Origin of the sequence: Halomonas sp. DP4Y7-1, from assembly GCF_019800705.1 — a bacterium.
GTDB lineage: Bacteria > Pseudomonadota > Gammaproteobacteria > Pseudomonadales > Halomonadaceae > Halomonas > Halomonas litopenaei_A.
Genome location: NZ_JAHVKS010000003.1, coordinates 90,910 through 112,992, shown reverse-complemented (window position 1 = coordinate 112,992; position 22,083 = coordinate 90,910). Strand labels below are relative to the sequence as shown.

The following is a 22,083-nucleotide window of genomic DNA, read 5'->3' as shown; positions in this document are numbered from 1 at the left end:
ATGATGTTGCGGGTGTGTCGCCCAGGATCTTGCCCGTTGTCGATTCAATCGAATTTCAAACCTGTACTACCTCCTTGAAGCCCCAGACGGGTGGCTTCGTTCTCATGTCTTTTTCGATGGAAGAGGTAATGTCATGTCCATGTCTTGTCCCAGCTGTGGCGCGTTGCGGGTCGTGTCGCGCCATCGCGGGCGGAAGGTAGGAGGCTCCACGGGGGCGGTGGCCGGTACCGCCAGTGGGGCGGCCGGCGCCTGGAGTGGCGCCGAGGCCGGAGCCCTGGTGGGCGCAGTAGGCGGTCCGGTCGGGATCGCTGTCGGCAGTATCGCCGGAGCCGTCTTTGGTGGATTGGTCGGTGGCACGGCAGGCGGTGTCGCTGGGGCACGGCTGGGTAGTCAGCTGGATGATCAGGTGCTCGACAATCTCGAGTGCCGTGCCTGCGGCCACACCTTTCGTCCCCATATCGATTGACCCCTAAAGATCCGTCTCACGAGTCCATCGCTGCTCAGCGATGATCCCGCGACTCCCTTTATCAACATGCTCACGGTCGGCCTGCTTCCTTGGGGAGCGGGCTGTTATGCAGTGCTCGACTCTCAAGGAGCTTTCCCCATGGCACACCTGATCGAACAAATGGCCTACGTTGGCGATACCCCCTGGCATGGCCTGGGCCAGCAGCTGTCTCGTCATCAGCCGCTGGAAGTCTGGCGACAGCAGGCCGGCATGGACTGGCACATCGAGGAATCCCTGGTGCGCTTCATTGCCGACGGCGCTGGCCACCTGGGCAGCATCCATTCCTTCCCCGAGCAGAAAGTGCTCTACCGCTCCGATACCAAGGATCCACTGTCGGTGGTCTCCCAGCGTTACAAGGTGGTGCAACCGGAGGAGGTGTTGGAGTTCTACCGTGATCTCACGGAATACGCGGGATACGAATTGGAGACGGCCGGGGTGCTCAAGGGTGGCCGCAAGTTCTGGGCCCTGGCGCGCAGCGGCCTGGGCGGGGCATTGAAGGGCCAGGATCAGGTCAACGACTACCTGCTGCTGGCCACTTCCTGCGACGGCTCGTTGGCCACCGTCGCCACCCCGACGTCCGTGCGGGTGGTCTGCAACAACACCCTGACCATCGCGGTGGATGGCACCTCCCAGGGCGTGAAAGTGCCACATAGCACCGAGTTTCGCCCTCAGCTGGTCAAGCAGCAGCTGGGGATCTCCGTGTCCCAGTGGGACGACTTCATGTACCGCTTGAAGACCCTGGCTGAGCGCAAGGTCAGCCAGGAGGAAGCGAGAACCTACTTCCAGTCGGTGGTCTGCAACGCCGAGGCGCCGATGGACGATCCGTCCAAGCTGCCCAACGTTCGCGCCCTCAATCGCGTCCAGAAGCTCTATCAGGGTGAGGGGCGCGGCTCTCAGCTGTGCACGGCGCAAGGCACCGCCTGGGGCTTACTCAATGCGGTCACCGAGTACGTGGATCACGAGAAGCGCGCCCGCAGCAACGACTACCGCATGGACTCCGCCTGGTTCGGCCAGGGCGCCGGCCTCAAGGACAAGGCGCTGGAGTCTGCCCTTGCGCTGGTGGGCTGATCATCACTCAGCAAAACATCCACCCAGCCTTTCCCTCATCGCGGCAGAGCGCCCGGCCCCTTCAAAGGCCGGGCGCTACTGTTTCAGGAGATACCAATGCAATCGCCCATGACGTTCGAGATATGCCGGGCCCTGACCCAGCTGACCCGTCAGCTGCTGGAGGCCGGCGAACAGGCAACCGAAACCCACGTTCTGGCCAAGGGGCAGGTCTATCGCGTGGCCGTGTCCCTGGAGCCGGTCCCGATCGAGCAGCTCCCTGACGTCATCCAACGCTATCGATAACGGAGGCCATCATGGCAACCCCTATTCATCCCAAGACCGCCAACCAGGCACCGGTCGCACAGGCCACCCAGGACAGCACCGCGATCATCCAGGTGATCGAGCGGGCCGCACTCAATCCCGAGGTCGACATCGACAAGATGGAGCGTCTGCTCCAGATGCAGGAGCGTGTGCTCGACCGCCAGGCGCTGATGGCCTACAGCGCCGCGATGGCGGCCATGCAGACCGAACTGCCGAGCATCGCCGAGCGTGGCAAGACCAACAACGGTCACTACGCCACCTTGGAGGACATCGTCGATACCGTGCGCCCGATCATGAAAAAGTACGGCTTCGCGGTGAGCTTCCGCATTCAGACCCAGGAACGCGGCATCCAGGTCACCGGCGTGCTGATGCACCAGGACGGCCATCGGGAAGAGACCAGCATGCTGTTGCCGGCCGATACCAGCGGCAGCAAGAACGCCGTTCAGGCCTTCGGCTCCTCTACCAGCTACGGCAAGCGCTACGTGCTCTGCGCACTGCTCAACATCACCACCCGCGGCCAGGACGACAACGGTCAGGCCGCCGCCCCGGTCAAACTCGTCACCCCTTTCCAGGCCGGGCAGATCCGGCAGCTGATCGCCGCCTGTCCTCCTGCGACCCAGGAGTGGTTCGTCGGCAAGTACGGCGACGCTGAGCAGGTGCCGCGCGGCGACTTCGACAGATTGCGTGCCTCCCTGCAGAAGCGGGCGCAGCCCAACCATCAACATCACTGATCGGGCGGCGAAGGGACCTCCCCTCGCGGCCTATGCCGTGTCATCGAGAAGGAGAACGTCATGCAGATACTGGCGCTGGACCAGGGCACGCCCGAGTGGCATGCCGCCCGTCTGGGTATCGTCACCATGTCCGAGCTGAAGACTCTGCTGGTCAAGGGCAAGGGACCGGGCGGCTTCGGTGCCGGGGCCCTCAGCTACATGCATCAACTGATCGGAGAGCGCATCACCGGCGAGCCGTCCGATGCCTTTCAGGGCAATGCCCACACCCAGCGCGGCCATGAGCTGGAGCCCGTGGCCCGGGAGCTCTATCACGAGGCCACCGGTCTGCCCCGCCTGGCGCAGGTCGGCATCATCCTCAACCACGGTGTGGGCTATTCGCCGGACTGCCTGGTGGATACCAATGGCTTGGTGGAGATCAAGACCAAGCTGCCCAAGTACCAGATCGAGCTGCTGCTGGCCGACGAGCTACCTCAAGAGCACGTCGCTCAGTGCCAGGGCGGCCTGTGGGTCAGCGAGCGGGAATGGATCGACTTCGTTAGCTACTGGCCGGGGATGCCGCTGTTCGTGAAGCGGGCCTACCGGGACGAGGTGATGATTCGCACCATCGCCGAGCGGGTCGAGGCCTTCTACGAGGAGCTTGATCGTCGCATGGCCATGGTCATGGCGGCCTGATGCCTGATGAAAACCTGGTGGATTTACACGCCTAGTGGTTGGCAGTGAGGAGGTGGTGTCCTTCGCTGAGAGGGGATGCCTTTGAAAAAATAACATGATAATGCCGACACAGCTTCCTGCTTAGGAAGCTGTGTCGGCTGGTGGAGCGGTATTTTTTTAGTCGGCGGGAATGTTGCGGCTAGGTGGAATGACGAGCGTGTTTTTTTACCCTATTTATGCAAGGTCTCTTTCGGCTATTTTTTCTAGGATCCAGTCCTGAATTTCTTCCTCTACCCAGGCGACATTTCTTTCTCCCAAGGATACTGGTTTTGGGAATCTTTCTTCGGAAATGTATTTGTAAATGGTGGAGCGTGCAAGACCTGTAAGGCTGGTGACATCTTTAAGCTTGATTAGTCTCATGGCGCTTTCTCCAGAATTGGCTCATGAGATGTTGTTGGTATGTAGAAATTTACGTTGTGAGTTAGGGAAGATTTATTGCAGGGCCAAGAAGATTTGCGACCTTGATAATCGCTTCTTTTCGCTCGTCGAAGTAGTCGTAACGGTCGTAGATGCCTTCGACGCCCTTGAGCTTGTGATTCAAGCAACGCTCCGCGACATGCCCCGGTACACCAACGGCAGCGAGCAAGCTGCGGCAGGTGCGGCGTAGATCATGCACAGTAAACTCGGTGATATCGCCCATCCGGTTCTCTGGTTGCGGCTTCTTGCCAGGCTCCTTGCCAAATAGCTTGGCAATGGCACGATTCAGCGTGTCTTTGCCCATGTGGGCCCGCTTACTGCTGCGGCGATTAGGAAAGACATAGTCCGAGCCGCAGGCACGGATCTTGAGCTCTTCCAGCCAGCCGATGGTTTGCGGTGGGAGGGGAATGACGATCCCGGCGCCTGTCTTACTGCGCTCACCGCTCAGGTTCCACCGGCCGTTCTTAAGGTCGAATTCTGACCACTGGGCTTCGGTAAGTTCGGTCTTACGTACCCCCAGGACGAGCAGTAGCGCGCAGGCGAGGTAGTTGTCGCGGCTGAAGCTGTCGCTATTGTCTCTGAAGGCTTGGAAAACGTTGCGAATCTCATCGAGGCTCAAAACCCTATCGCGGCTTTTCTCAATACCGCCTGCGTCGTTGACGTTGAAAGCGGATGCTGGGTTGTAAGTTAAAATTCCCAGTTTTATGGCGTGGTTGAACATCTGTTTAAGATACATCAGTGTGTCATTAGCTATTGTCGGCCTACCGCTATTTGTTACTCTTCTAATTATTTCACGGATATCAATTGGGGTGACAGCATCCAGCGATCTACCCCCGATGAGGGGCGCCACTTCTTTTTTGTATATCCGCTTTGGGATAGCTGGGTGCTTGAGTCTTCTCTCTAGCTCTGGGTACCAGTCAGCAAACAGGTCCTCCACTGTCCTGATCAAGGCTTGGCTATCGCGTTTGCGTTCCTCGATGGGGTCAAGGCCTTCGCGTATAGACTTCTGGTTTTCAACCGCTTTCGTCCGAGCCTCGGCGAGAGAGAGGTGGGCATGTTTGCCCAGCGTCATCTCACGCCGCTTGCCAAACAGCGTGTATCGCAACATCCAGTAAGGAGTTCCTTTCCTCGGTATCATCAGGTATAGGCCGTTGCCGTCGCTGTAGCGCCCTGCTTTACCCTCCTTGACAAGCGACTGGCTCTTCTTGGCGGTAAGGCTTCCCATTATTTCCTCTCGTCCCCCGCGGAAAATAAAACAAACGACCGTTTGATAACTACTCGGGCTAGGCTTGGGCTAGATAGTCGGCTTAATGTCATATGAGCTCGTCACTGGCGCCTAGTGGGCCTTTTTCCAACGGCATTTAGAGTGCCAGCGGGCACCCCCCCACTTGCTCCCGGTCATGCACTCGGATCGACATAGCTGGGGAGTATCTGTAAGGGTATGTGTCGGAGGGAGGAGAGGCAATACTTTTTCTCCCCGTTTTACTCCCCTATATGATCTGGATTTCCGGGGAGGTTGGTGGAACTTGGTGGACTTCTTGCACCTTTTTTCCATTTAAAAACATTGGTTTAATGGTTTTTGATGGCCTTTGGTGGATTCTACTCGATGTTCTGAATCTGCTCGCGCATCTGCTCGATCAACACCTTCAATTCCACCGCGCAGCGGGTGGTGTCGGCGACTACGGACTTGGATGACAGGGTGTTGGCTTCGCGGTTCAGTTCCTGCATCAGGAAGTCCAGGCGGCGGCCGATGGGGCCTTTCTGGCGGAGCTGGCGGCCTACCTCGGTGACGTGGGTGTCGAGCCGGTCCAGCTCTTCGGCGACGTCGGCCTTCTGTGCCATCAGCACCACTTCGGCTTCCAGTCGCTGGGGGTCCAGCTCGACCTGCAGGCTGACGAGCTTGTCTTCCAGCTGGGTGCGCTGACGTTCGAGTATGTCGGGCATTTTTTCCCGGACTTCCGCCACCAGGTCGTGGATGGCGCTCAGCCGCTCCTCGATCAGGGTCTTGAGCTGCTCGCCTTCACGGGCGCGACCTTCCACCAGGTCATTCAGCGCCTGCTGGAACATCTGCTGGGCGGCGGACTTGACCGCCTCGATATCCAGGCCGCTGCTTTCCAGCACCCCCGGATGGCCGAGCATGGCCAGTGCATCAGGCATATGCACTTCAGGAATGACGGCACGCACTTCGCCCAGCGCGGATGACAGTGCTCCCAGGCGTTCGCGGTTGACGCTCAGACTCGCCCCGGACTCGCTTGCCTCGAAGCGCAGCGTGCATTCGATCTTGCCTCGGGCCAGGCGCTTGCGCAGGGCGTCGCGAAAGCCGGGTTCCAGGTCGCGCAGGGCTTCCGGCAGGCGAAAGTGCGGTTCCAGGTAGCGCTGGTTCACGCTGCGCAACTCGAGCTGCAGGCTACCCCAGTCGGCTTCCAGGTCCTGGCGCGAGAAGGCGGTCATGCTGTGAACCATGGTGATCTCCTGATTGGGCGGCTGCGGCAGTGGTGGCAACGGGGACGGACACCAGGACAGGGTGCGGCTCATGCCTTTGGCTGATGGCGGTTGTCTGGTGGTTCTCGGCAGTGTACCCGATTCGTCGGCCAAGGCGTGTAGAATGGTCGGCCCTGTTTTCATTCCATGATCGGTGTCGTCGCCCCGGTCAGGTCGCGTTGTCTACCTGGCCCAGGCGTGATGTCGACCAAGAGAGGTGCCATGTCCTCCGACATTCGTCGTCCCAGCGGACGCGCTTTTGATCAGACCCGCGAGATTCGCCTGACCCGTGACTATACCCGTCATGCCGAGGGCTCGGTATTGGTGGAATTCGGCGATACCAAGGTGCTGTGCAACGCCAGCGTCGAGGCCGGTGTGCCCCGTTGGCTGCGAGGCAAGAAGCAGGGCTGGGTGACGGCCGAATACGGCATGCTGCCCCGGGCCACCCACTCACGCAGCGGACGCGAGGCGTCACGCGGCAAGCAGGGCGGTCGCACCCTGGAAATCCAGCGCCTGATCGGACGCTCGTTGCGCGCCTCGGTCAATCTCAAGAAGCTTGGCGAGTTCACCATTACCGTGGACTGCGACGTGATCCAGGCCGATGGCGGCACCCGCACCGCTTCCATCACCGGTGGCTGTGTGGCACTGATCGATGCGGTTCGCTACCTGCAGCGAGAAAAGCTGATCAAGACTGATCCCTTCGAGCAGCTGGTCAGCTCGGTGTCGGTGGGGCTCTACCGCGGTCAGCCGGTGGTGGATCTCGACTACCCGGAAGACTCCAGTGCCGATACCGACATGAACGTGGTACTGAGCGAAGCGGGTGAGCTGATCGAAGTACAGGGCACGGCCGAGTCAGGCACCTTCTCCCGCGCTCAGCTCAACGCCATGCTCGACCTGGCCGAGAAAGCCGGTCATGAGCTGTTCGAGCATCAGCGCGAGGCACTGGGCAACCGTAGCTGAGTGCCGACCATCCAGCGGTGGCGCCACCCAAACGATGACGCCGGCCCCCCATCTTCACAGGGGGCCGGCGTTTTCGTGCCAGGCCCCGGACCAGGGCCTGACGGCGACGTAGGGAGGCTTACAGCTGCAGGTCGTACTCGACGATCAACGGTGCGAATTCAGAGAAGGTTGCATCGTAGTCGATCCAGGCATCGGTGATATGCCGGCGGAAGTTCGGCCCGACGATCTGGTAGTCCAGGCGCCAGCCCTCCTGGCGGGAGCGCGGCTGATCCTGATCCAGCGCCGGCCACCAGGTGTATTCATCACCATCGCGGTTGATCTCGCGGAAGGTATCGATGAAGCCGGTGGGGCCGAACACCTGGTCCATCCAGGCGCGCTCTTCGGCCTTGAAGCCTGGCGTCGTCTGGTTGTCGGACCAGTTGGCCAGATCGATGGTCTTGTGGGCGATGTGCCAGGTGCCGCAGATGATGTACTCGCGACGTTTGCGAGCCATCTTGGACAGATACTCCTGGTACTGCGCCATGAATGCCTGCTTGGCGGCGGGGTCGCTGCCATCAGGCATCAGGAAACTGGCGATCGAGAAGCGATCGTAGTCGGCCTGCAAGAAGCGGCCTTCGTGGTCGCACTGGGGAAAGCCCAGGCCGTACATGATGGCCTTGGGGATTTTGCGGCAGTAAAGGCCGACCCCTGCAAAACCGTCCTGCTCGGCGTCGAGGAAGTAGCCCTCGTAGCCCTCAGGGTAAAGAATGCTGTCGTCCAGCTCGAAGCTTTTGGCCTTGATGTTCTGGACGCAGACAACGTCGGCGTCCTGGTTGGCAAGCCAGTCGAGAAAGCCTCGACCGACGGCCTCGCGGATGCCGTTCACATTGATAGTGGCGATTTTCATACGTGGTCCCTTTTGCGTCGCGCGTGTATGATACCCGACGTTTCGACGTTTGGGTAAATGGCCGTTCGAGAAAAACGTGATAAGGCCAGGCAATTGGACAGGAGGCCTCGTGGCTGACAAGGCACCACAACAGCCAGGCGCGGCGCGCCTTCACCCCTACCAGCGGGAATTCATCGAATTCGCCATCGGCGAGGGCGTACTCAGCTTTGGCGAGTTCACCCTGAAGTCCGGGCGGGTGAGCCCGTACTTCTTCAATGCCGGCCTGTTCAAGACCGGGCGTGCTCTGGCCAGTCTCGGCCGCTTCTATGCCAAGGCCATCGAGCACAGCGGTATCGACGCCGACGTTCTGTTTGGCCCCGCTTACAAAGGCATCTCCCTGGCTGCCACCACGGCAGTGGCATTGGCCGATCATCATGACCGCGACATGCCCTTTGCGTTCAATCGCAAGGAGGCCAAGGATCATGGTGAGGGCGGTAACATCGTGGGGGCCGCGCTGTCTGGCCGCATCATGATCATCGATGATGTGATCACCGCGGGTACCGCGATTCGCGAGGTAATGGGCCTGATCGACGGCGCCGGTGCTCAGGCGGCGGGCGTGGTGGTCGCGCTGGATCGTCAGGAGCGCGCCAGCGACGACACCGACAAGAGCGCTATCCAGCAGGTCAAGGCCGAGTTTGGCATCCCGGTGGTCAGCATCGTGGGGCTCGACCAGGTATTGGCTTACCTCGAAGAAACCGGGGGCGATACTCTCCAGGTTCACGCCGACGCCATTCGCGCCTATCGCGAACGCTATGGGGTCAGCGCCTGACGCTTGTTCGCATCCCTGCGCCGAGGCCTGTGTCCACCGAGGGCCTCGGTGATCTCCCTGCCTCACATCGTCCTCCGCCATCCTGGTGATGTCTCATGCTCGACGTGGTGCTGTATCAACCCGAAATTCCGCCGAATACCGGCAATCTGATTCGGCTGTGCGCCAATACCGGATTTCGTCTGCACCTTATTGAGCCGCTAGGTTTCACCCTAGACGATAAGCGGCTCAAGCGCGCGGGCCTGGACTACCATGAATGGGCCAGGGTCAGGGTGCACGCCGACTGGGATGCCTTCGTCGGTGAGGTGGCGCCAGAGCGCATCTTTGCCGTCTCCACCCGTGGACGTCGCGGCTACCACGAGCCCGACTATCGCGCTGGTGACGCCCTGGTATTCGGCCCCGAGACCCGCGGCCTGCCTCAGGCCATGCTCAATGCGCTGCCCGCGTCTCAGCGCCTGCGCATCCCGATGCTCGAGGATAGTCGTAGTCTGAACCTGTCCAATGCCTGTGCGGTGCTGGTGTTTGAAGCCTGGCGACAGCTCGACTTTGCCGGTGCGCTGCAGCTGGACCCGGTAGCCGAAGCGCCGCAGGCGGTCAATGCAGGTGCCCATGGCGGCGCCCAGGAAGACGCATGAACGCTCCCGTGAAGACCATCCGTGAACGTATCCGGGGCCTCAACCCGCGTCAGCGTGAGGCCGTCCACTACATCGATGGGCCTTGTCTGGTCTTGGCCGGGGCCGGTTCCGGTAAAACCAGCGTGATCACCACCAAGATCGCTTACCTGATCCAGGAATGCGGCATGAGCGCCCGCCGTATTGCCGCGGTGACCTTTACCAACAAGGCAGCCCGGGAAATGAAGGAGCGGGTCAGCTCGATGCTGCAGGGCCGCGAGGGCCACGGCCTTACCGTCTCCACCTTTCATACCCTTGGCCTCAATATCATCCGCGGTGAGCTCAAGGCGCTGGGCTACAAGCCGGGCTTTTCGCTGTTCGACCCGGAAGATGCCAAGGCGCTGCTGCGCGACCTGATGAACAAGGATGCCCAGGTCGACGCCGACCAGATCAATCAGGTCCAGGCAGTGATCTCCAACTGGAAGAATGACCTGGTGCTGCCGGGGCAGGCGCTGTCCCATGCTGCCACGGAAGACGAACAGTATGCGGCGCGGGTCTATGAGGCCTATGTGCGTCACCTCAAGGCGTACAACGCGGTGGACTTCGATGACCTGATCCTGCTGCCGGTGGTGCTGCTGCGTGACGATCCTGAGGCGCTGGCGCGCTGGCGGCGCAAGATTCACTACATGCTGGTAGATGAATATCAGGACACCAACGTCAGCCAGTACATGCTGGTGCGCATGCTGATGTCCGAGCGCCAGACCTTTACCGTGGTTGGCGATGACGACCAGTCCATCTACGCCTGGCGCGGCGCCAGGCCGGAAAACCTGGTCACCCTGGGGGAGGATTTTCCGCGGCTTAACGTCATCAAGCTGGAGCAGAACTATCGCTCCACCGGCATCATCCTGCGCGCCGCCAACACGCTGATCGCCAACAACCCCCACGTCTACGACAAGACCCTGTGGTCGGACATGGGCCAGGGCGATCCCATTCGTGTGGTGGTAACCCGCCATGAAGAGGCGGAGACGGAGCGCGTCGCTAGCGAGATCCTGACCCGGCGAATCAAGGAGCGCGCCGAATGGCGGGACTTCGCCGTGCTTTACCGCGGCAATTTCCAGGCGCGCCTGCTGGAGTTGAAGCTGCAGCACTACCAGATTCCGTACAAGCTGTCCGGCGGCACCTCGTTTTTCTCCCGTGGCGAGATCAAGGACGCCATGGCCTATCTGCGGCTGCTGATCAATCCAGCAGACGACAATGCGTTCTTGCGAATCGTCAACGTGCCGCGCCGCGAGATCGGCCCGACGACACTTGAGAAGCTCGCCAACTACGCCACCGAGCGGGGCGTATCGCTGTTTGCCGCCTGCCATGAGCTGGGGCTTGCCGAACAGTTGCCGGCCCGCGCGGTGGAGCGCCTGACACGCTTTACCCACTTCATCGACGGCGTACGTCGGCGGATGGACCAGGGCGACGCCATCGCCGCGATCCGCGAGATGATGCGCGAGATGGACTACGAGGCCTGGCTCTATCAGAACGCCAGTGCTCCCACTATTGCCGAGCGGCGCATGGCCAACGTGTGGATCCTGATCGACCAGTTGGAAAAGTCGATGCAGTCGGACCCTGAGGAAAACACCGCCAGCACCGATACCGAGACGGACGACGTGGAGTCAGCCATTTCGCGCCTGGTGCTGCGTGACATCCTCGAACAGCAGGCCGAAGAGGATGACTCGGACAGGGTGCAGCTGTTGACCATGCACGCGTCAAAAGGCCTCGAGTTTCCCCACGTCTACCTGATGGGGTTGGAGGAGGAGCTGCTGCCCCACCGAAACTCCATCGAAGCCGGCACGGTGGAAGAAGAGCGCCGCCTTGCGTATGTGGGCATCACCCGCGCCCGACGTACCCTGACCATGACCCTGGCCCGCCAGCGCAAGGCCTACGGTGAGCTGATGGACTGTGTGCCCAGTCGCTTCCTGGATGAACTGCCGCCGGATGACCTGGAGTGGGAAGGGCGCGCCGACCGGGAGGACCCGGATCGCAAGCAGGAGCGTGGCAAGAGCGCGATTGCGGGGCTTCGCTCGCTACTGGATTAACGTTATCCACACCCCTTTTTCGTGGTAGGCGGTGTGGATAAAGGGTTGCGGTGAAATGGTGGGGGTGAAGGGTAGCGCCAACGACGGCGGGGCGCCCTTGGGCGCCCCGCAGCATCTCGTGATGAGATAGCCAGTGATGAGTCAGCCCTTACTGGACCATGTAGTGAACCGCGGCCTTGATCTCATCGTCGGACAGGCTCGGATTGCCTCCCTTGGGCGGCATGGCATTGAAGCCGTTGATGGCGTGGTCGTACAGGGTCTCGAAGCCCTGGGCCAGACGCGGCTCCCAGGCGGCAGCATCACCGCGCACCGGGGCGCCAGCGATACCCGCCTCATGGCAGGCCATGCAGATACCACCGTAGACCGCAGCGCCGTCAATGGCGGCAACAGCGGGATCCATCTCCACCGCAGCGCCGTCAGCTGCCGCTTCGTCGTTTGCTGCCTGGTCTTCCGCTGCAGGATCGCTGGCGGCGGTGTCAGCGGCAGCCGTGTCCTCAGCCGCCGTCTCTTCTGACGCGGCAGCGTCTGCCGAGGCATCTTCGGTGGCGGCTGCGTCGGCTGCCGGCACGTCCATCACCGGTTCCACCAGGTAGGCCACCGCTGCATGGACTTCCTCGTCGGACAGGTTGGGGTTGCCGCCGCGGGCAGGCATGGCATTGAAGCCATTCAGCGCATGATCCAACAGCGTGTCGAAGCCTTTGGTGGTGCGCTCGGCCCAGGCGGCTTCGTCGCCGCGCTTGGGCGCGCCGGCGACGCCGGTATCATGGCAGGCCATGCAGATGCTGCCATAGACGGCTTCGCCGTCGGCGCCACCCGATGCACCTCCGCCGTCGCCCCCTGCTGCCGCCATGGCCGCGCTGCCGCAGTCCTGGCCCTCGAGGCAGAGCGATCCCACCGGTGCCAGGCGCTCGGCCATGGCGTCCCGTGCGGCGTCGTCCTGCGCCATTGCCTGGCCTGTGGCCAGGCCCAGGGTGATCAGGCACCCCAAGATCAGCTTGCTGGATTTCACTCTCTCCACCTCTAGTGACGGTCTACTGAATCACAGTTTTTGTATCGGTGGCGCCGAGCTCTTGATACCCCCTCGCCGGGCGTCACGCTGTGCCGGCAGTATAGCGACAACGCCGAAAGCGGGAAAATGCCCCACCCTGGCGCAAAGGCGCGTAATAGCCCGTAGCGTGCGCCATCGGGTGGACACTGAGTGGCGCCCGATGTAGGATATGGCTCGCCGTGTGGCAGCTGTCCACGGCATCGCGCGCCCTTAGCTCAGCTGGATAGAGCGTTGCCCTCCGGAGGCAAAGGTCAAAGGTTCGAATCCTTTAGGGCGCGCCATAGAATTCAAAGGCTTACGACACGTTCGTAAGCCTTTTTTCGTTTCGGGAGAAGGGGCGTTTCAGGTTTGCTGGCGATCCTTCTGGGCTGTGCAGAGCAAGGCTTTCATACGCGTCCCATCTGCTTGAAACGGCGGGTTTTCTGATCGAAAGAGCACGTTTTGCTCGATGTTTGACCCGGTCGATAGTCAGCGCTTTCGATGATCCAGGTCATGTTTGTAGTGACGAAGACGACGCATCTGCCAGCGGTGAAGCGCTGTCCGTCCTCAAGTGGCTGTCCGAGTCGTCAACCTTGAAGCGCCCCACTAATGCGGCCATCTCACGGGCGCGTTGATCCAGCGCCTGGCCTGCCGCCGCCACCCTTACCACCAGGTTGGCGTTTTGCTGGGTCACGTCTTCCAGCTGTGCCAGTGCCTGGTTGACCTGCTCAATGCCCAGAGACTGCTCGCTAGCGGCGATAGAGATCTCGGAGACCAGCGTCGCCGTGCGTTGGGCATGCTCAGAAATGGTGTCCAGGGCCTCACTGGTAGACACCACCAGCTGCTCCCCCCGATCGACTCGCTGCGTGTTCGTGTTGATCAACTGGCGGATGAGGGTGGCCTCCTCCGCACAACGACTGGCGAGCTTTCGGACCTCCGAGGCCACCACGGAAAACCCTCGTCCTTGATCACCGGCACGTGCCGCTTCTACGGAGGCGTTAAGGGCAAGGATATTGGTCTGGAAGGCAATATCGTCTATCGCTTCGACGATCTTGGTGACCTCCTTATTGGCGTCACGTATGTCTGCCATGGCCTCACGGGTCTGGGCGGCATTGTGGCTGACGTTGCTGGCTCGACTGGCCACCTCTCGGGTCATTGCCTGGGCCTGCTGAGCGGAGTCCGAGGTCTGTTTCACGGTCGCCGTGATCTGTTCCATGCTGGAAGCGGTCTCGACCAGTGAGGCGGCCTGCTGTTCCGTTCTGCTGGCCAGGTCCTGATTGTCCCGGGCAATCTCGCCACTCACCGCCTCGACGGTACTGGAGCCGTGCTTCAGGTTGATCACCAGGCTCGCCATGTTGCTCAAGGCGACGTTGAAGGCCCGATAGAGTGTCGACAGTTCATCGGCGCCAGCCACCTCCAGGCGCTTGGTCAGGTCTTCTTTCTGCTTGCTGATCTCCGCCACCGCGGTCGACAGTGGTCGCACCACGCTGCGTGCCGTGATGAGCGAGAAGGTCAGGGTGATGATCACCACCGCCAGCATGACAAGCCCCTGGTAGATCAGTTGCTCGAGGGCTTGTTGCTGAAGGTGTTCGGTCGTCTCGTAGAGCGTCTTCTCGGTATTCATGGCAACGTCTTTCAAGCCATCGATAAAGGCTGTCTGGGCGTCGAACCAGGTGTGGGGATCGATACCGAAGCCACCACGTGTCGACTTGTCGAAGACCACCTCGCGCATGGTGGCGAGCTCTGTGCCCAGAGGACTGTCGAGCAACTCCTGCAGCGCGAGCTGGCTGTCCTGTGGCGACAGCTCAAGGAAGTTCTTCCTGTGGACGTCGGATTTCACGATCAGCGCGAGGAGCTTTCTGAACATGCTGGTCGACAGGGAGTCGGCGCTGAAGGCAGCGGCCAGCACCGCACGCTCGATCCCGGCAAGCTCCTTGATGTTCAGCAGATCGTAGTAGGCGGTCAATTGCCGCGAGACGTCTCCCTGATCAATGCCGAAGGTCTCCTTGGCGACGATGTCGATCAGCGCCTCGTTGATCGCGCTGTAAGCATCCGTGACGTCCTCGGCACTTGCCGCGAGGTTGTCGGCGCGCTGGCGCAGCTGGTCCGTCTCCTGGAGCAGGCCCAGTGCATGCTTGACCTGCGCCTCAACCCTGGCGTCGTGCTGAGAAAAGTCGATCGCAGCGACATGGTCGTTAAAGGCTTCCGCTTCGGCGCTGGTTGCCTGCCGCTGTCCAGGCAGCTCCGTGCGGTAGTTGACGCCATGGCTGCTGACAAACGCAGCGGTCATGCCCCGCTCACGCTGAAGCTGATGCACCAGGTTGCCCGCATATCTGCTGAGAGTGGCCATCTCCTGCAGATCCTCCATCTCGGCAACGACTGCCATGCGGTCGATGACCGTCGTGATGGTGATCCATGTGATGGCCAACAAGGGGATAGACAGCACGAGGAGGAATTTACCTCCCATGCTCAGGCGATTGAGAAGTGGTGTCATGGGTACGGGCTCGCGATGAAAGAGTGCTATCGCCTGCCGCAAGGAGGAAGGGGCGAGTGCTCACTTCCCCCATGACGGCTGCGAGTAGCGGTGATGCGAGGGTTATCGACCTGTGATGAAGCAAGGTTGAGGAGCTTGTGCCATTGCCGCTGGGGGGGATGATCTGAGTCACCGGAACGGGCTTTTTACACCGAAGAGGTAGTGCGTTTTCTTCACCGGTAGCGTTAGTCGTCGCCGTGTCGCAGCGCGTTGTCCTGGCCGTGGAGCAGCGGGTGGCCGACATGCAGTGACGGTCTTGAATAAGCCATGCTTATTCAAAGAATAAAATCTCGAAAATTGTCTTATACATCCCCCTGTCCGACTCTCTTGTGATGCCGGTAGGCCTGCGTCCTGCTGGTCCCGTTTCCCACAATCACAACATCACTCGGGCAGACTCATGAACTCAAGAACACTTGGTGTGCTGGCGCTTGGCGCCTTTGCCGGACTGTCTTCTTCCGCTCACGCTCTCGATATCAAGCTGGGCCACGTGCTGGCACCCACCCATAGCTGGCATATCGCCGCGGAAGGCTTCGCCGACGACGTGCGCGAGGCGACCGAAGGGCGCGTCAATTTCCAGGTCTTTCCCAGTGGCCAGCTCGGCAACGAGAAGACCATGGTGGAAGGCATGCAGATTGGCAGCGTTCCGGCGGGAGTCATCGGGTGCGGCTCCTTCCAGCCGCTTGATGCACGCTTTGGCATCGTCGAGCTGCCCTATTCCTGGGCGGACCGCGAAGACGCCTATGCCGCCTACGACGGTGACCTGGGTAGCGCGCTGGAAGAGATCGCCGCGGGTTACAACATGAAGATTCTGTCCTGGTGGGAAAACGGTTTCCGCCACGTCACCAACAACCGCGCTCCGGTGGAAACGCCCGAGGACCTGGCCGGCCTCAAGATTCGGGTGACTCCGGACAAGATGCGCCTGGACACCTTCACCGCCCTTGGCGCGAGCCCCGCTCCCCTGTCCTTTGGTGAGCTCTACTCGGCACTCCAGCAAGGCGTGTTCGACGCTCAGGAGAATCCGCTGTCCATCATCCACTCCTCGTCGTTCTTCGAGGTGCAGGACTATGTCTCGTTGACCGGACATGTCTGGGCGCCCGCCTGCCTGACCGTTGCCAATACGGTATGGCAGCGACTGTCCGAGGAGGATCAGACGGTCGTCCAGACGCTGGCGAACCAGTGGCGGGATGAGCAGCGTCGCATGACCCAGGAAGATGACTCGCGCCTGGTGGCCGAGCTCGAAGCAGAAGGCATGAGCGTCAACCAGGTCGATACCGCGCCCTTCAATGCGGCGGTACAGGGTGTCTGGTCAGACTACGAAGACGTGTTCGGCAGCGAGCTGATGGGTCTGGTCAAGCGCTATCGTGAAGGTCAGTGAGCCCCATGGGACTCGCGACTCTCGCTCGTTTCGTCTCGCGCCTGAGCCTGGCGCTTGCCGGTATCGGTGCCGCCATGCTGGCGGCACTGGTGGCCTACTCGGTGTTCATGCGCTGGGTGGTAGGGGCACCGCCACACTGGGCAGAAGAGCTGCCCCAGCTGGTACTGGTCTGGACGGCTCTGCTGGCCGGAATCGCCTGTACCCACAAGCGCAGCCATCTGAATGCCGGTCTGCTGCCGCTGTTGGTCACTGCCCCTTCACTACGCCGCGTGATCACGCGCATGACCGACCTTTTGCTGTTGGTCATGCTGCTGATACTGGCCAAGGCCGGGTGGGACCTGGCCTGGTTGACCATGTCCCAGACCACCACCGCGCTGCAGCTGCCGGCCGGGCTGGTCTACCTGTCGGTCCCGGTCTGCTGTGGGGCGATGGCGTTGATGCAGTGTGGCCACGTGCTGGCTCCAGCGCCGGTGACTGAGGAGCGTGCATCATGACCCTGGGAGCCCTGACCCTGGTGGGCGTTTTCGCCCTGGCCATCCTGATCGACATTCCGATTGCCTTCGGCCTGATCCTGGCGGTGCTGTCGTACCTGCTGATGTTCGGTGCCGCGCCAATGATGGTATCGGCCCAGCAGTTCGTGGCCGGCATGGAAAGCTTCACCCTGCTCGCCATTCCGCTGTTCGTGCTGGCCGCCCAGCTGATGAACCATGCAGGTCTGACCCAGCGCCTGGTGCGCCTGTGCATGGCCCTGGTGGGCGACATCAAGGGCGGGCTGGCGGTAGTGGCGGTGCTGGCGTGCATGATGTTCGGTGCGCTGTCTGGCTCCGGCGTGGCTGACGTCATTGCCATCGGCAGCATGCTGCTGCCGGCGATGCAGCGCAGCGGCTATCACCGTGGCTTCAGCAGTGCCCTGGTCGGTACTGCCAGCTCCATCGGTACGGTCATACCGCCCAGCATCGTCATGATTGTCTACGGTACGACCTCCAACACCTCCGTCGGCAAACTGTTCATGGGCGGCGTGATCCCCGGACTGCTGCTGACCCTGGCCCTGGTAGGCGTGGCCATCTACGTCTCTCGGCGCAACGGCTGGAGCGGCGGCACCCGGCCCGAGCCAGGCGAGCGTCGCCGGGCATTCATTGCCGCTTTGCCGGCCCTGCTGGTACCTGTGCTGATTATCGGAGGCATTCGGTTTGGCGTCTTCACGCCTACCGAGGCGGCTGCCTCGGCCATCGTCTACGCGCTGATCGTCGGCACCCTGATCTACCGCAGCCTGAGTCTCAAGGACATCGTCGACAGTGTCATCGCCACCGCCGAGACCTCCGGGGCGATCCTGATCATCATCGGGGCGGCCGGCATGTTTGCCTGGGGTTTGACCTACGAGCAGGTGCCCCAGGCCATCGCCGCGCTGATTGGTGACATCACCGACAGCCGCTACGGCGTATTGCTGCTGCTGACCGCCGTGTTGCTGGTGCTCGGCTCCTTCATGGAGAGCATCGCGATCATCATCATTGTCACCCCTATCGTGATGCCGCTGCTCGGTCAGTATGGCATTGACCCGGTCCACTTCGGGGTGCTGCTGACGGTGAATCTGGCGATTGGTGCGAATACTCCGCCGCTGGGTGTCGACCTGATGGCAGCCTGCCGTATTGCCGGTATCAGCGTCATGGAGTCGCTGCGCTATCTGGGACTGATGCTGGGGGCCATGGTGGCGGTGCTGCTGCTGATCACCTTCGTGCCGGACATCGTCCTGTTCCTGCCCAACTTGATGGAGTGACCGTCATGAGTGCCACGACGTCGATCAGCGCTCCTCTCAGCGCCTGCCGTAGCTGGCTGTTCGTGCCAGGACATGACCCGCAGCGTCTGGAAGAGGCGCTGGCAAGTGGCGCCGAGGCGATCATTGTCGACCTGGAGGAGTTCACCCCCGCGCCGCAGCGTTCCCGTGCCTGCATCGACTTTGCGTCCTTTGCCGAGCGTTGCCGTCAGCGGGGGCGCCTGCCCATGGCGCGCATCAACCCGCTGGCGCAAGGCGGTGATGGCGAACTGGCGGTGCTGATGCGTGGGCTGCCGGCCGCCATCTTCCTGCCCCAGGTCGAGTCGTCCATGGACGTCGTGCTGCTGGCGATGGCCATGGCACGGGAAGAGCGCCGCGGCCGCCTGGAGCAGGGGTCGACGGCGCTGATTCCGACATTGGAGAGCCGCGTTGGCGTGCAAGCCGCCCAGCACATCCTCAAGGCCAGCCCAAGAGTCACGGCGGCGCTGCTGGGTACCGGCGACCTGTCTCGGGATCTGGGGGTGGCCGCCGACGCCGACGTGAGTCACCGCGTCCAGGTGCTGGCCCCCTGGCGCGAGCGCTTCTTCGCCGCCTGTGCCGAGGCCCAGTGCCTGGCCATCGATGGCCCATGGCCCTATCCGCAGGGCATCGACGACGATCTGGCCTGGGCCAGGTCCCGTGGCATTCGCGCGCGCTGTGTGGTGCTGCCAGACCAGGTGGCCACCGTTCATCGCGTCCTCGGTGACGCCTGAATTGCCTTTTCATACCAACAACGATATCGAGAACTCTGACATGAGCCAGCCAGCGACAACTGCCGTGACTTCTGCCTCTCAACCACGCCGCAACGGTGGTCAGATCCTGATGGATCAACTGCGGTTACACGGCGCGCGCCGAGTCTTTCTGGTGCCTGGTGAAAGCTATCTACCGTGCATTGATGCCTTGAACGAGCACCGTGGTGCCATCGACCCCATCGTCTGTCGACAGGAAAGCGGCGCGGCCTATATGGCCGAGGCCTACGGCAAGCTGACCAACGAGCCCGGCATCTGCTTCGTCACACGAGGACCTGGGGCCACCAACGCGTCCATCGGCGTGCATACCGCTTACCAGGACTCCACGCCGATGATTCTGTTCGTTGGCCAGGTGGGGAACGATTTCGTGGAGCGCGAGGCCTTCCAGGAGATCGACTACCGTCGCATGTTTGGCCCCATGGCCAAGTGGGTGGCGCAGATTGATGCCACCGATCGCATCCCCGAGTACATTGCCCGAGCCTACCGCGTGGCCACCAGCGGTCGTCCGGGGCCGGTGGTGCTGGCGCTGCCCGAAGACACCCTGTGGGGCGAAGCGGAGGTTGCTGATGCCCGGCCCATGGCAGCCTTGCATAGCTATCCCTCACGCGATCAGTTGGCTGAACTGAAGGCGCGCCTGGCCGAGGCCGAGCGTCCCTTCCTGTTGATTGGCGGCAGCGGCTGGACGAGCGAGGCCCAGGCGCAAATGGTCGCCTTTGCCGAGCGCTTCGACTTGCCGGTGGGCGTCGCCTGGCGCCGGCTGGAATGCTATGACCAGCACGATGAACGGTTCGCCGGACATGTCGGCTTTGCCATGGACGACGCCCTGCGCGAGCGCCTGAAACACAGCGACCTGCTGATCGCTGTCGGCACTCGCATGGGGGAGGCGACCAGCGAAGGCTACTCCTGGATTCAGTCGCCGAGTCCTCGCCAGACGCTGGTACATGTCTATCCGGACCCGGAGGAGTTGGGCCGGGTCTATCATGCTGACCTCGCGATCAACGCTGACGTGGTCGGATTTGCCAGCGGCCTGGACGCGCTGGCCCCTGATGCGCCGCCACGTTGGGCCGAGCAGACCCGTGCCGCCCGTGCCGATTATCTGGCAACCCTTGAGCCGCAGCCCGCGCCGGGACCGCTGAGCCTCGACCGTGTCGCTTGCAGCGTGGACCGTCGGCTGCAGGGACAGGGCTGCGTCACGGTGGGGGCAGGCAACTACGCGCTTTATGCCCACCGCTACGTGCGCTTTTCCGGCCTCGGCAGTTCGCTGGCGCCGACCGTAGGGTCAATGGGCTATGGGCTGCCGGCCGCGATCTCATACAAGCTTGAATACCCTGATCGTCCTGCCGTGTGCTTCGCCGGGGACGGCTGCTTCCAGATGAACCTGCAGGAGCTGGGGGTCGCACTGCAGTATGGCGTGGGTATCGTGGTGTTGGTGTTCAACAACGGCATGTGGGGCACCATTCGCGCCCATCAGGAAAATGACTTTCCGGGACGTGAGATTGCGCTGACCTTTACCAACCCGGCGTTTACCACCCTGGTGGAGTCCTACGGTGGCCTGGGCGATGTCGTTGAGCGTGACGAGGACTTCGACGGCGCCTTTGAGCGTGCTTTGGCCTACGCCGAGCGTGAGCGGCGCCCAGCCCTGATCGAGCTGCGCTACGAAACCGACGGCATCGCCCCCGGCAAACGTCTAAGCGCGATTCGCGAGGCGGCCCTGAGCCGGTGATAGCCCTGCTTATAGCCCCGTTTATCGCCCCGCTTATCGCGCAGATGGCTAGCCTGGGTCGTCGGGGCTGAGCGAGGCGGCGAGCGGAGTCAAAGCGGCATCGGCCATGTCGATACCGGTCGTCAGCCGAGCTTCCATCGGCACCTTGGCCATGCAGGTCTGAAAGAACTCGATGAAGGTCGTCTCGGCAACACTGGCGCGACCTTCACGATGCCACATCACGTGCAGGTCGATGTCGGCCACGCCGGCGTAGGGCGGCAATGGCCACAGGTCGCCGTCCGCGACCTCTCGGGCGACCAGGTGTTCCGGCAGACAGCCGATGCCCCATCCCGCCATGACCATGCGCTCGATTTCCTGCAGGCGACTGGACTGGCCTACCACCGGGCCCTTGAGACCGTGCTGGGCGCGAAACACGGCTAGCGGCGACAGCACTCCGTCGAGCTGTTCGCTACCGAAGGACACGTAGGCCTCACGCTGGAGTTCGTCCATCGGCAGGTTGTCCCTGCCGAACAGCCGATGGCTGCGGCCACAGAACAGGCGATAGCGCTGACGGGCCAGAATCTGGCTGTCGAGATTATCCGGGCAGCCCTGGGCCAGACAGATGCCCAGGGCGCTCTGGCGCTGGGACAGCACATGCTGCACCTCCTGACTGGACATGTCCTCGATCTCGAAGGTGATCTGCGGATAGCGACGATGGAAGGCGGCCAGCACGCTGTCGAGAAAGCGACATTGAATGCCGGTGATAAACGCCAGTGAGACGTGGCCGGCGACCTCGGGATCCGCCTCTCCCACCGAGGCCGCCAGGCGCGCTACGTTGGCGTAGATATCCACCGCCTCGCGATAGACCAGCTGGCCCGCCTGGGTCACCCGAAAGCGATGGCTGTCGCGCTCGATCAGCTTTTGCCCGAGCCGCTCCTCCAGGCGTTTCAGCGACAGGCTGACCGCCGGCTGCGACAGATACAGGCGCACGGCGGCCTTGCTGACGCTTTCTTCCTGCACGATGACGATGAAGGTACGTAGCAGATTCCAGTCCAGAGTATCGTGAATCGGCCGCATCGCTGGCTCCTTTCGCTATGGTGGGCGTTGTTGTTGATATTGGGCTTCTCATCGCTGCTGGCATCGCTGTTGTTGCTGTTGTGAGCGATGCCGAGGGCACGGACACCAGGCGTGGCATGACGCCCTGGCGCATAGGTTGCACCTTTTTGGTGATTTTTCCGCTGTGGCTCAGCTTAAAATGCGCCGTTACTTCTAGCGAGTTTATGTGTGTATTTTTTTGCATAAATCACATAAATTCTAAGTATTAA

Annotated in this window: 21 protein-coding genes and 1 tRNA gene; 15 read left to right on the top strand and 7 right to left on the bottom strand. The window is 61.9% G+C overall.

The window, feature by feature from the left end; all coding sequences use genetic code 11:
- Window positions 1-133 precede the first annotated feature (133 nt).
- The 5 genes from KUV72_RS06895 (at window position 134) to KUV72_RS06875 (ending at window position 3,276) form a co-directional block, all read left to right on the top strand.
- On the top strand, window positions 134-466 hold the full coding sequence (locus KUV72_RS06895) for a hypothetical protein (protein ID WP_035470198.1): 333 nt from the start codon (window positions 134-136) through the stop codon (window positions 464-466).
- Window positions 467-604: 138 nt separating this feature from the next.
- Window positions 605-1,573: a DUF932 domain-containing protein gene (locus KUV72_RS06890; RefSeq protein WP_035470200.1), complete on the top strand. Its 969-nt coding sequence runs from the start codon at window positions 605-607 to the stop codon at window positions 1,571-1,573.
- A gap of 96 nt (window positions 1,574-1,669) precedes the next feature.
- On the top strand, window positions 1,670-1,855 hold the full coding sequence (locus tag KUV72_RS06885) for a hypothetical protein (protein ID WP_035470203.1): 186 nt from the start codon (window positions 1,670-1,672) through the stop codon (window positions 1,853-1,855).
- Window positions 1,856-1,866: 11 nt separating this feature from the next.
- Complete coding sequence (locus KUV72_RS06880; RefSeq protein WP_035470206.1) at window positions 1,867-2,604, top strand: ERF family protein; 738 nt, start codon at window positions 1,867-1,869, stop codon at window positions 2,602-2,604.
- Between the two features lie 60 nt (window positions 2,605-2,664).
- Window positions 2,665-3,276 (top strand): lambda exonuclease family protein, encoded by a 612-nt coding sequence (locus KUV72_RS06875; RefSeq protein ID WP_035470208.1) that lies wholly within the window; start codon window positions 2,665-2,667, stop codon window positions 3,274-3,276.
- Between the two features lie 213 nt (window positions 3,277-3,489).
- Here KUV72_RS06875 and KUV72_RS06870 read toward each other — a convergent pair whose 3' ends face one another.
- The 3 genes from KUV72_RS06870 to KUV72_RS06860 all read right to left on the bottom strand — a co-directional run bounded on the left by KUV72_RS06870 (window position 3,490) and on the right by KUV72_RS06860 (window position 6,195).
- On the bottom strand, window positions 3,490-3,675 hold the full coding sequence (locus tag KUV72_RS06870; RefSeq protein WP_035414227.1) for a helix-turn-helix transcriptional regulator: 186 nt from the start codon (window positions 3,673-3,675) through the stop codon (window positions 3,490-3,492).
- Window positions 3,676-3,736: 61 nt separating this feature from the next.
- On the bottom strand, window positions 3,737-4,957 hold the full coding sequence (locus KUV72_RS06865) for a tyrosine-type recombinase/integrase (RefSeq protein WP_035414229.1): 1,221 nt from the start codon (window positions 4,955-4,957) through the stop codon (window positions 3,737-3,739).
- 374 nt (window positions 4,958-5,331) lie between these two features.
- Window positions 5,332-6,195, bottom strand: a complete 864-nt coding sequence (locus KUV72_RS06860) for a YicC/YloC family endoribonuclease (protein WP_222237866.1) — start codon at window positions 6,193-6,195, stop codon at window positions 5,332-5,334.
- 240 nt (window positions 6,196-6,435) lie between these two features.
- Here KUV72_RS06860 and rph point away from each other — a divergent pair, with 240 nt between their 5' ends.
- Window positions 6,436-7,173, top strand: a complete 738-nt coding sequence (gene rph / locus KUV72_RS06855; protein ID WP_206941954.1) for a ribonuclease PH — start codon at window positions 6,436-6,438, stop codon at window positions 7,171-7,173.
- Window positions 7,174-7,291: 118 nt separating this feature from the next.
- Here the strand turns inward: rph and KUV72_RS06850 are convergent, their stop codons facing one another.
- On the bottom strand, window positions 7,292-8,059 hold the full coding sequence (locus KUV72_RS06850; protein ID WP_206941952.1) for an exodeoxyribonuclease III: 768 nt from the start codon (window positions 8,057-8,059) through the stop codon (window positions 7,292-7,294).
- 109 nt (window positions 8,060-8,168) lie between these two features.
- On the opposite strand from KUV72_RS06850, the gene pyrE reads away from it, so the two are divergent.
- The 3 genes from pyrE (at window position 8,169) to rep (ending at window position 11,562) form a co-directional block, all read left to right on the top strand.
- On the top strand, window positions 8,169-8,867 hold the full coding sequence (gene pyrE / locus KUV72_RS06845) for an orotate phosphoribosyltransferase (RefSeq protein WP_206941950.1): 699 nt from the start codon (window positions 8,169-8,171) through the stop codon (window positions 8,865-8,867).
- A gap of 95 nt (window positions 8,868-8,962) precedes the next feature.
- On the top strand, window positions 8,963-9,499 hold the full coding sequence (trmL, locus tag KUV72_RS06840; protein ID WP_222237865.1) for a tRNA (uridine(34)/cytosine(34)/5-carboxymethylaminomethyluridine(34)-2'-O)-methyltransferase TrmL: 537 nt from the start codon (window positions 8,963-8,965) through the stop codon (window positions 9,497-9,499).
- On the top strand, window positions 9,496-11,562 hold the full coding sequence (gene rep / locus KUV72_RS06835) for a DNA helicase Rep (protein WP_206941947.1): 2,067 nt from the start codon (window positions 9,496-9,498) through the stop codon (window positions 11,560-11,562). The genes trmL and rep overlap by 4 nt, the downstream gene beginning before the upstream one ends.
- Before the next feature lie 148 nt (window positions 11,563-11,710).
- Here the strand turns inward: rep and KUV72_RS06830 are convergent, their stop codons facing one another.
- The gene (locus KUV72_RS06830) at window positions 11,711-12,571 is read right to left on the bottom strand and encodes a c-type cytochrome (protein WP_315857863.1); all 861 of its coding nucleotides are present in this window, start codon (window positions 12,569-12,571) and stop codon (window positions 11,711-11,713) included.
- A gap of 243 nt (window positions 12,572-12,814) precedes the next feature.
- Here KUV72_RS06830 and KUV72_RS06825 point away from each other — a divergent pair.
- A tRNA-Arg gene (locus KUV72_RS06825) sits at window positions 12,815-12,891 on the top strand.
- Between the two features lie 209 nt (window positions 12,892-13,100).
- Here KUV72_RS06825 and KUV72_RS06820 read toward each other — a convergent pair.
- Window positions 13,101-15,083, bottom strand: a complete 1,983-nt coding sequence (locus KUV72_RS06820) for a nitrate- and nitrite sensing domain-containing protein (protein WP_222237864.1) — start codon at window positions 15,081-15,083, stop codon at window positions 13,101-13,103.
- Between the two features lie 436 nt (window positions 15,084-15,519).
- Here KUV72_RS06820 and KUV72_RS06815 point away from each other — a divergent pair, with 436 nt between their 5' ends.
- The 5 genes from KUV72_RS06815 to KUV72_RS06795 all read left to right on the top strand — a co-directional run bounded on the left by KUV72_RS06815 (window position 15,520) and on the right by KUV72_RS06795 (window position 20,779).
- Entirely contained in the window at window positions 15,520-16,497 is a 978-nt protein-coding gene (locus KUV72_RS06815; protein WP_206941943.1) for a DctP family TRAP transporter solute-binding subunit, read from the top strand.
- A 5-nt stretch (window positions 16,498-16,502) separates the two neighbouring features.
- On the top strand, window positions 16,503-16,991 hold the full coding sequence (locus tag KUV72_RS06810; RefSeq protein ID WP_206941941.1) for a TRAP transporter small permease: 489 nt from the start codon (window positions 16,503-16,505) through the stop codon (window positions 16,989-16,991).
- Window positions 16,988-18,271, top strand: a complete 1,284-nt coding sequence (locus KUV72_RS06805) for a TRAP transporter large permease (protein ID WP_206941939.1) — start codon at window positions 16,988-16,990, stop codon at window positions 18,269-18,271. Before KUV72_RS06810 ends, KUV72_RS06805 begins: the two co-directional genes overlap by 4 nt.
- 5 nt (window positions 18,272-18,276) lie before the next feature.
- Window positions 18,277-19,020, top strand: a complete 744-nt coding sequence (locus KUV72_RS06800; RefSeq protein WP_222237863.1) for an HpcH/HpaI aldolase/citrate lyase family protein — start codon at window positions 18,277-18,279, stop codon at window positions 19,018-19,020.
- A gap of 64 nt (window positions 19,021-19,084) precedes the next feature.
- Window positions 19,085-20,779 carry a thiamine pyrophosphate-binding protein gene (locus KUV72_RS06795; protein ID WP_315857862.1) on the top strand — a complete coding sequence of 565 codons (1,695 nt, stop codon included), beginning with the start codon at window positions 19,085-19,087 and terminating at the stop codon, window positions 20,777-20,779.
- 48 nt (window positions 20,780-20,827) lie between these two features.
- On the opposite strand, the gene KUV72_RS06790 is transcribed toward KUV72_RS06795, so the two are convergent.
- Window positions 20,828-21,835, bottom strand: a complete 1,008-nt coding sequence (locus KUV72_RS06790; protein ID WP_222162322.1) for a LysR family transcriptional regulator — start codon at window positions 21,833-21,835, stop codon at window positions 20,828-20,830.
- Between the last annotated feature and the right edge of the window lie 248 nt (window positions 21,836-22,083).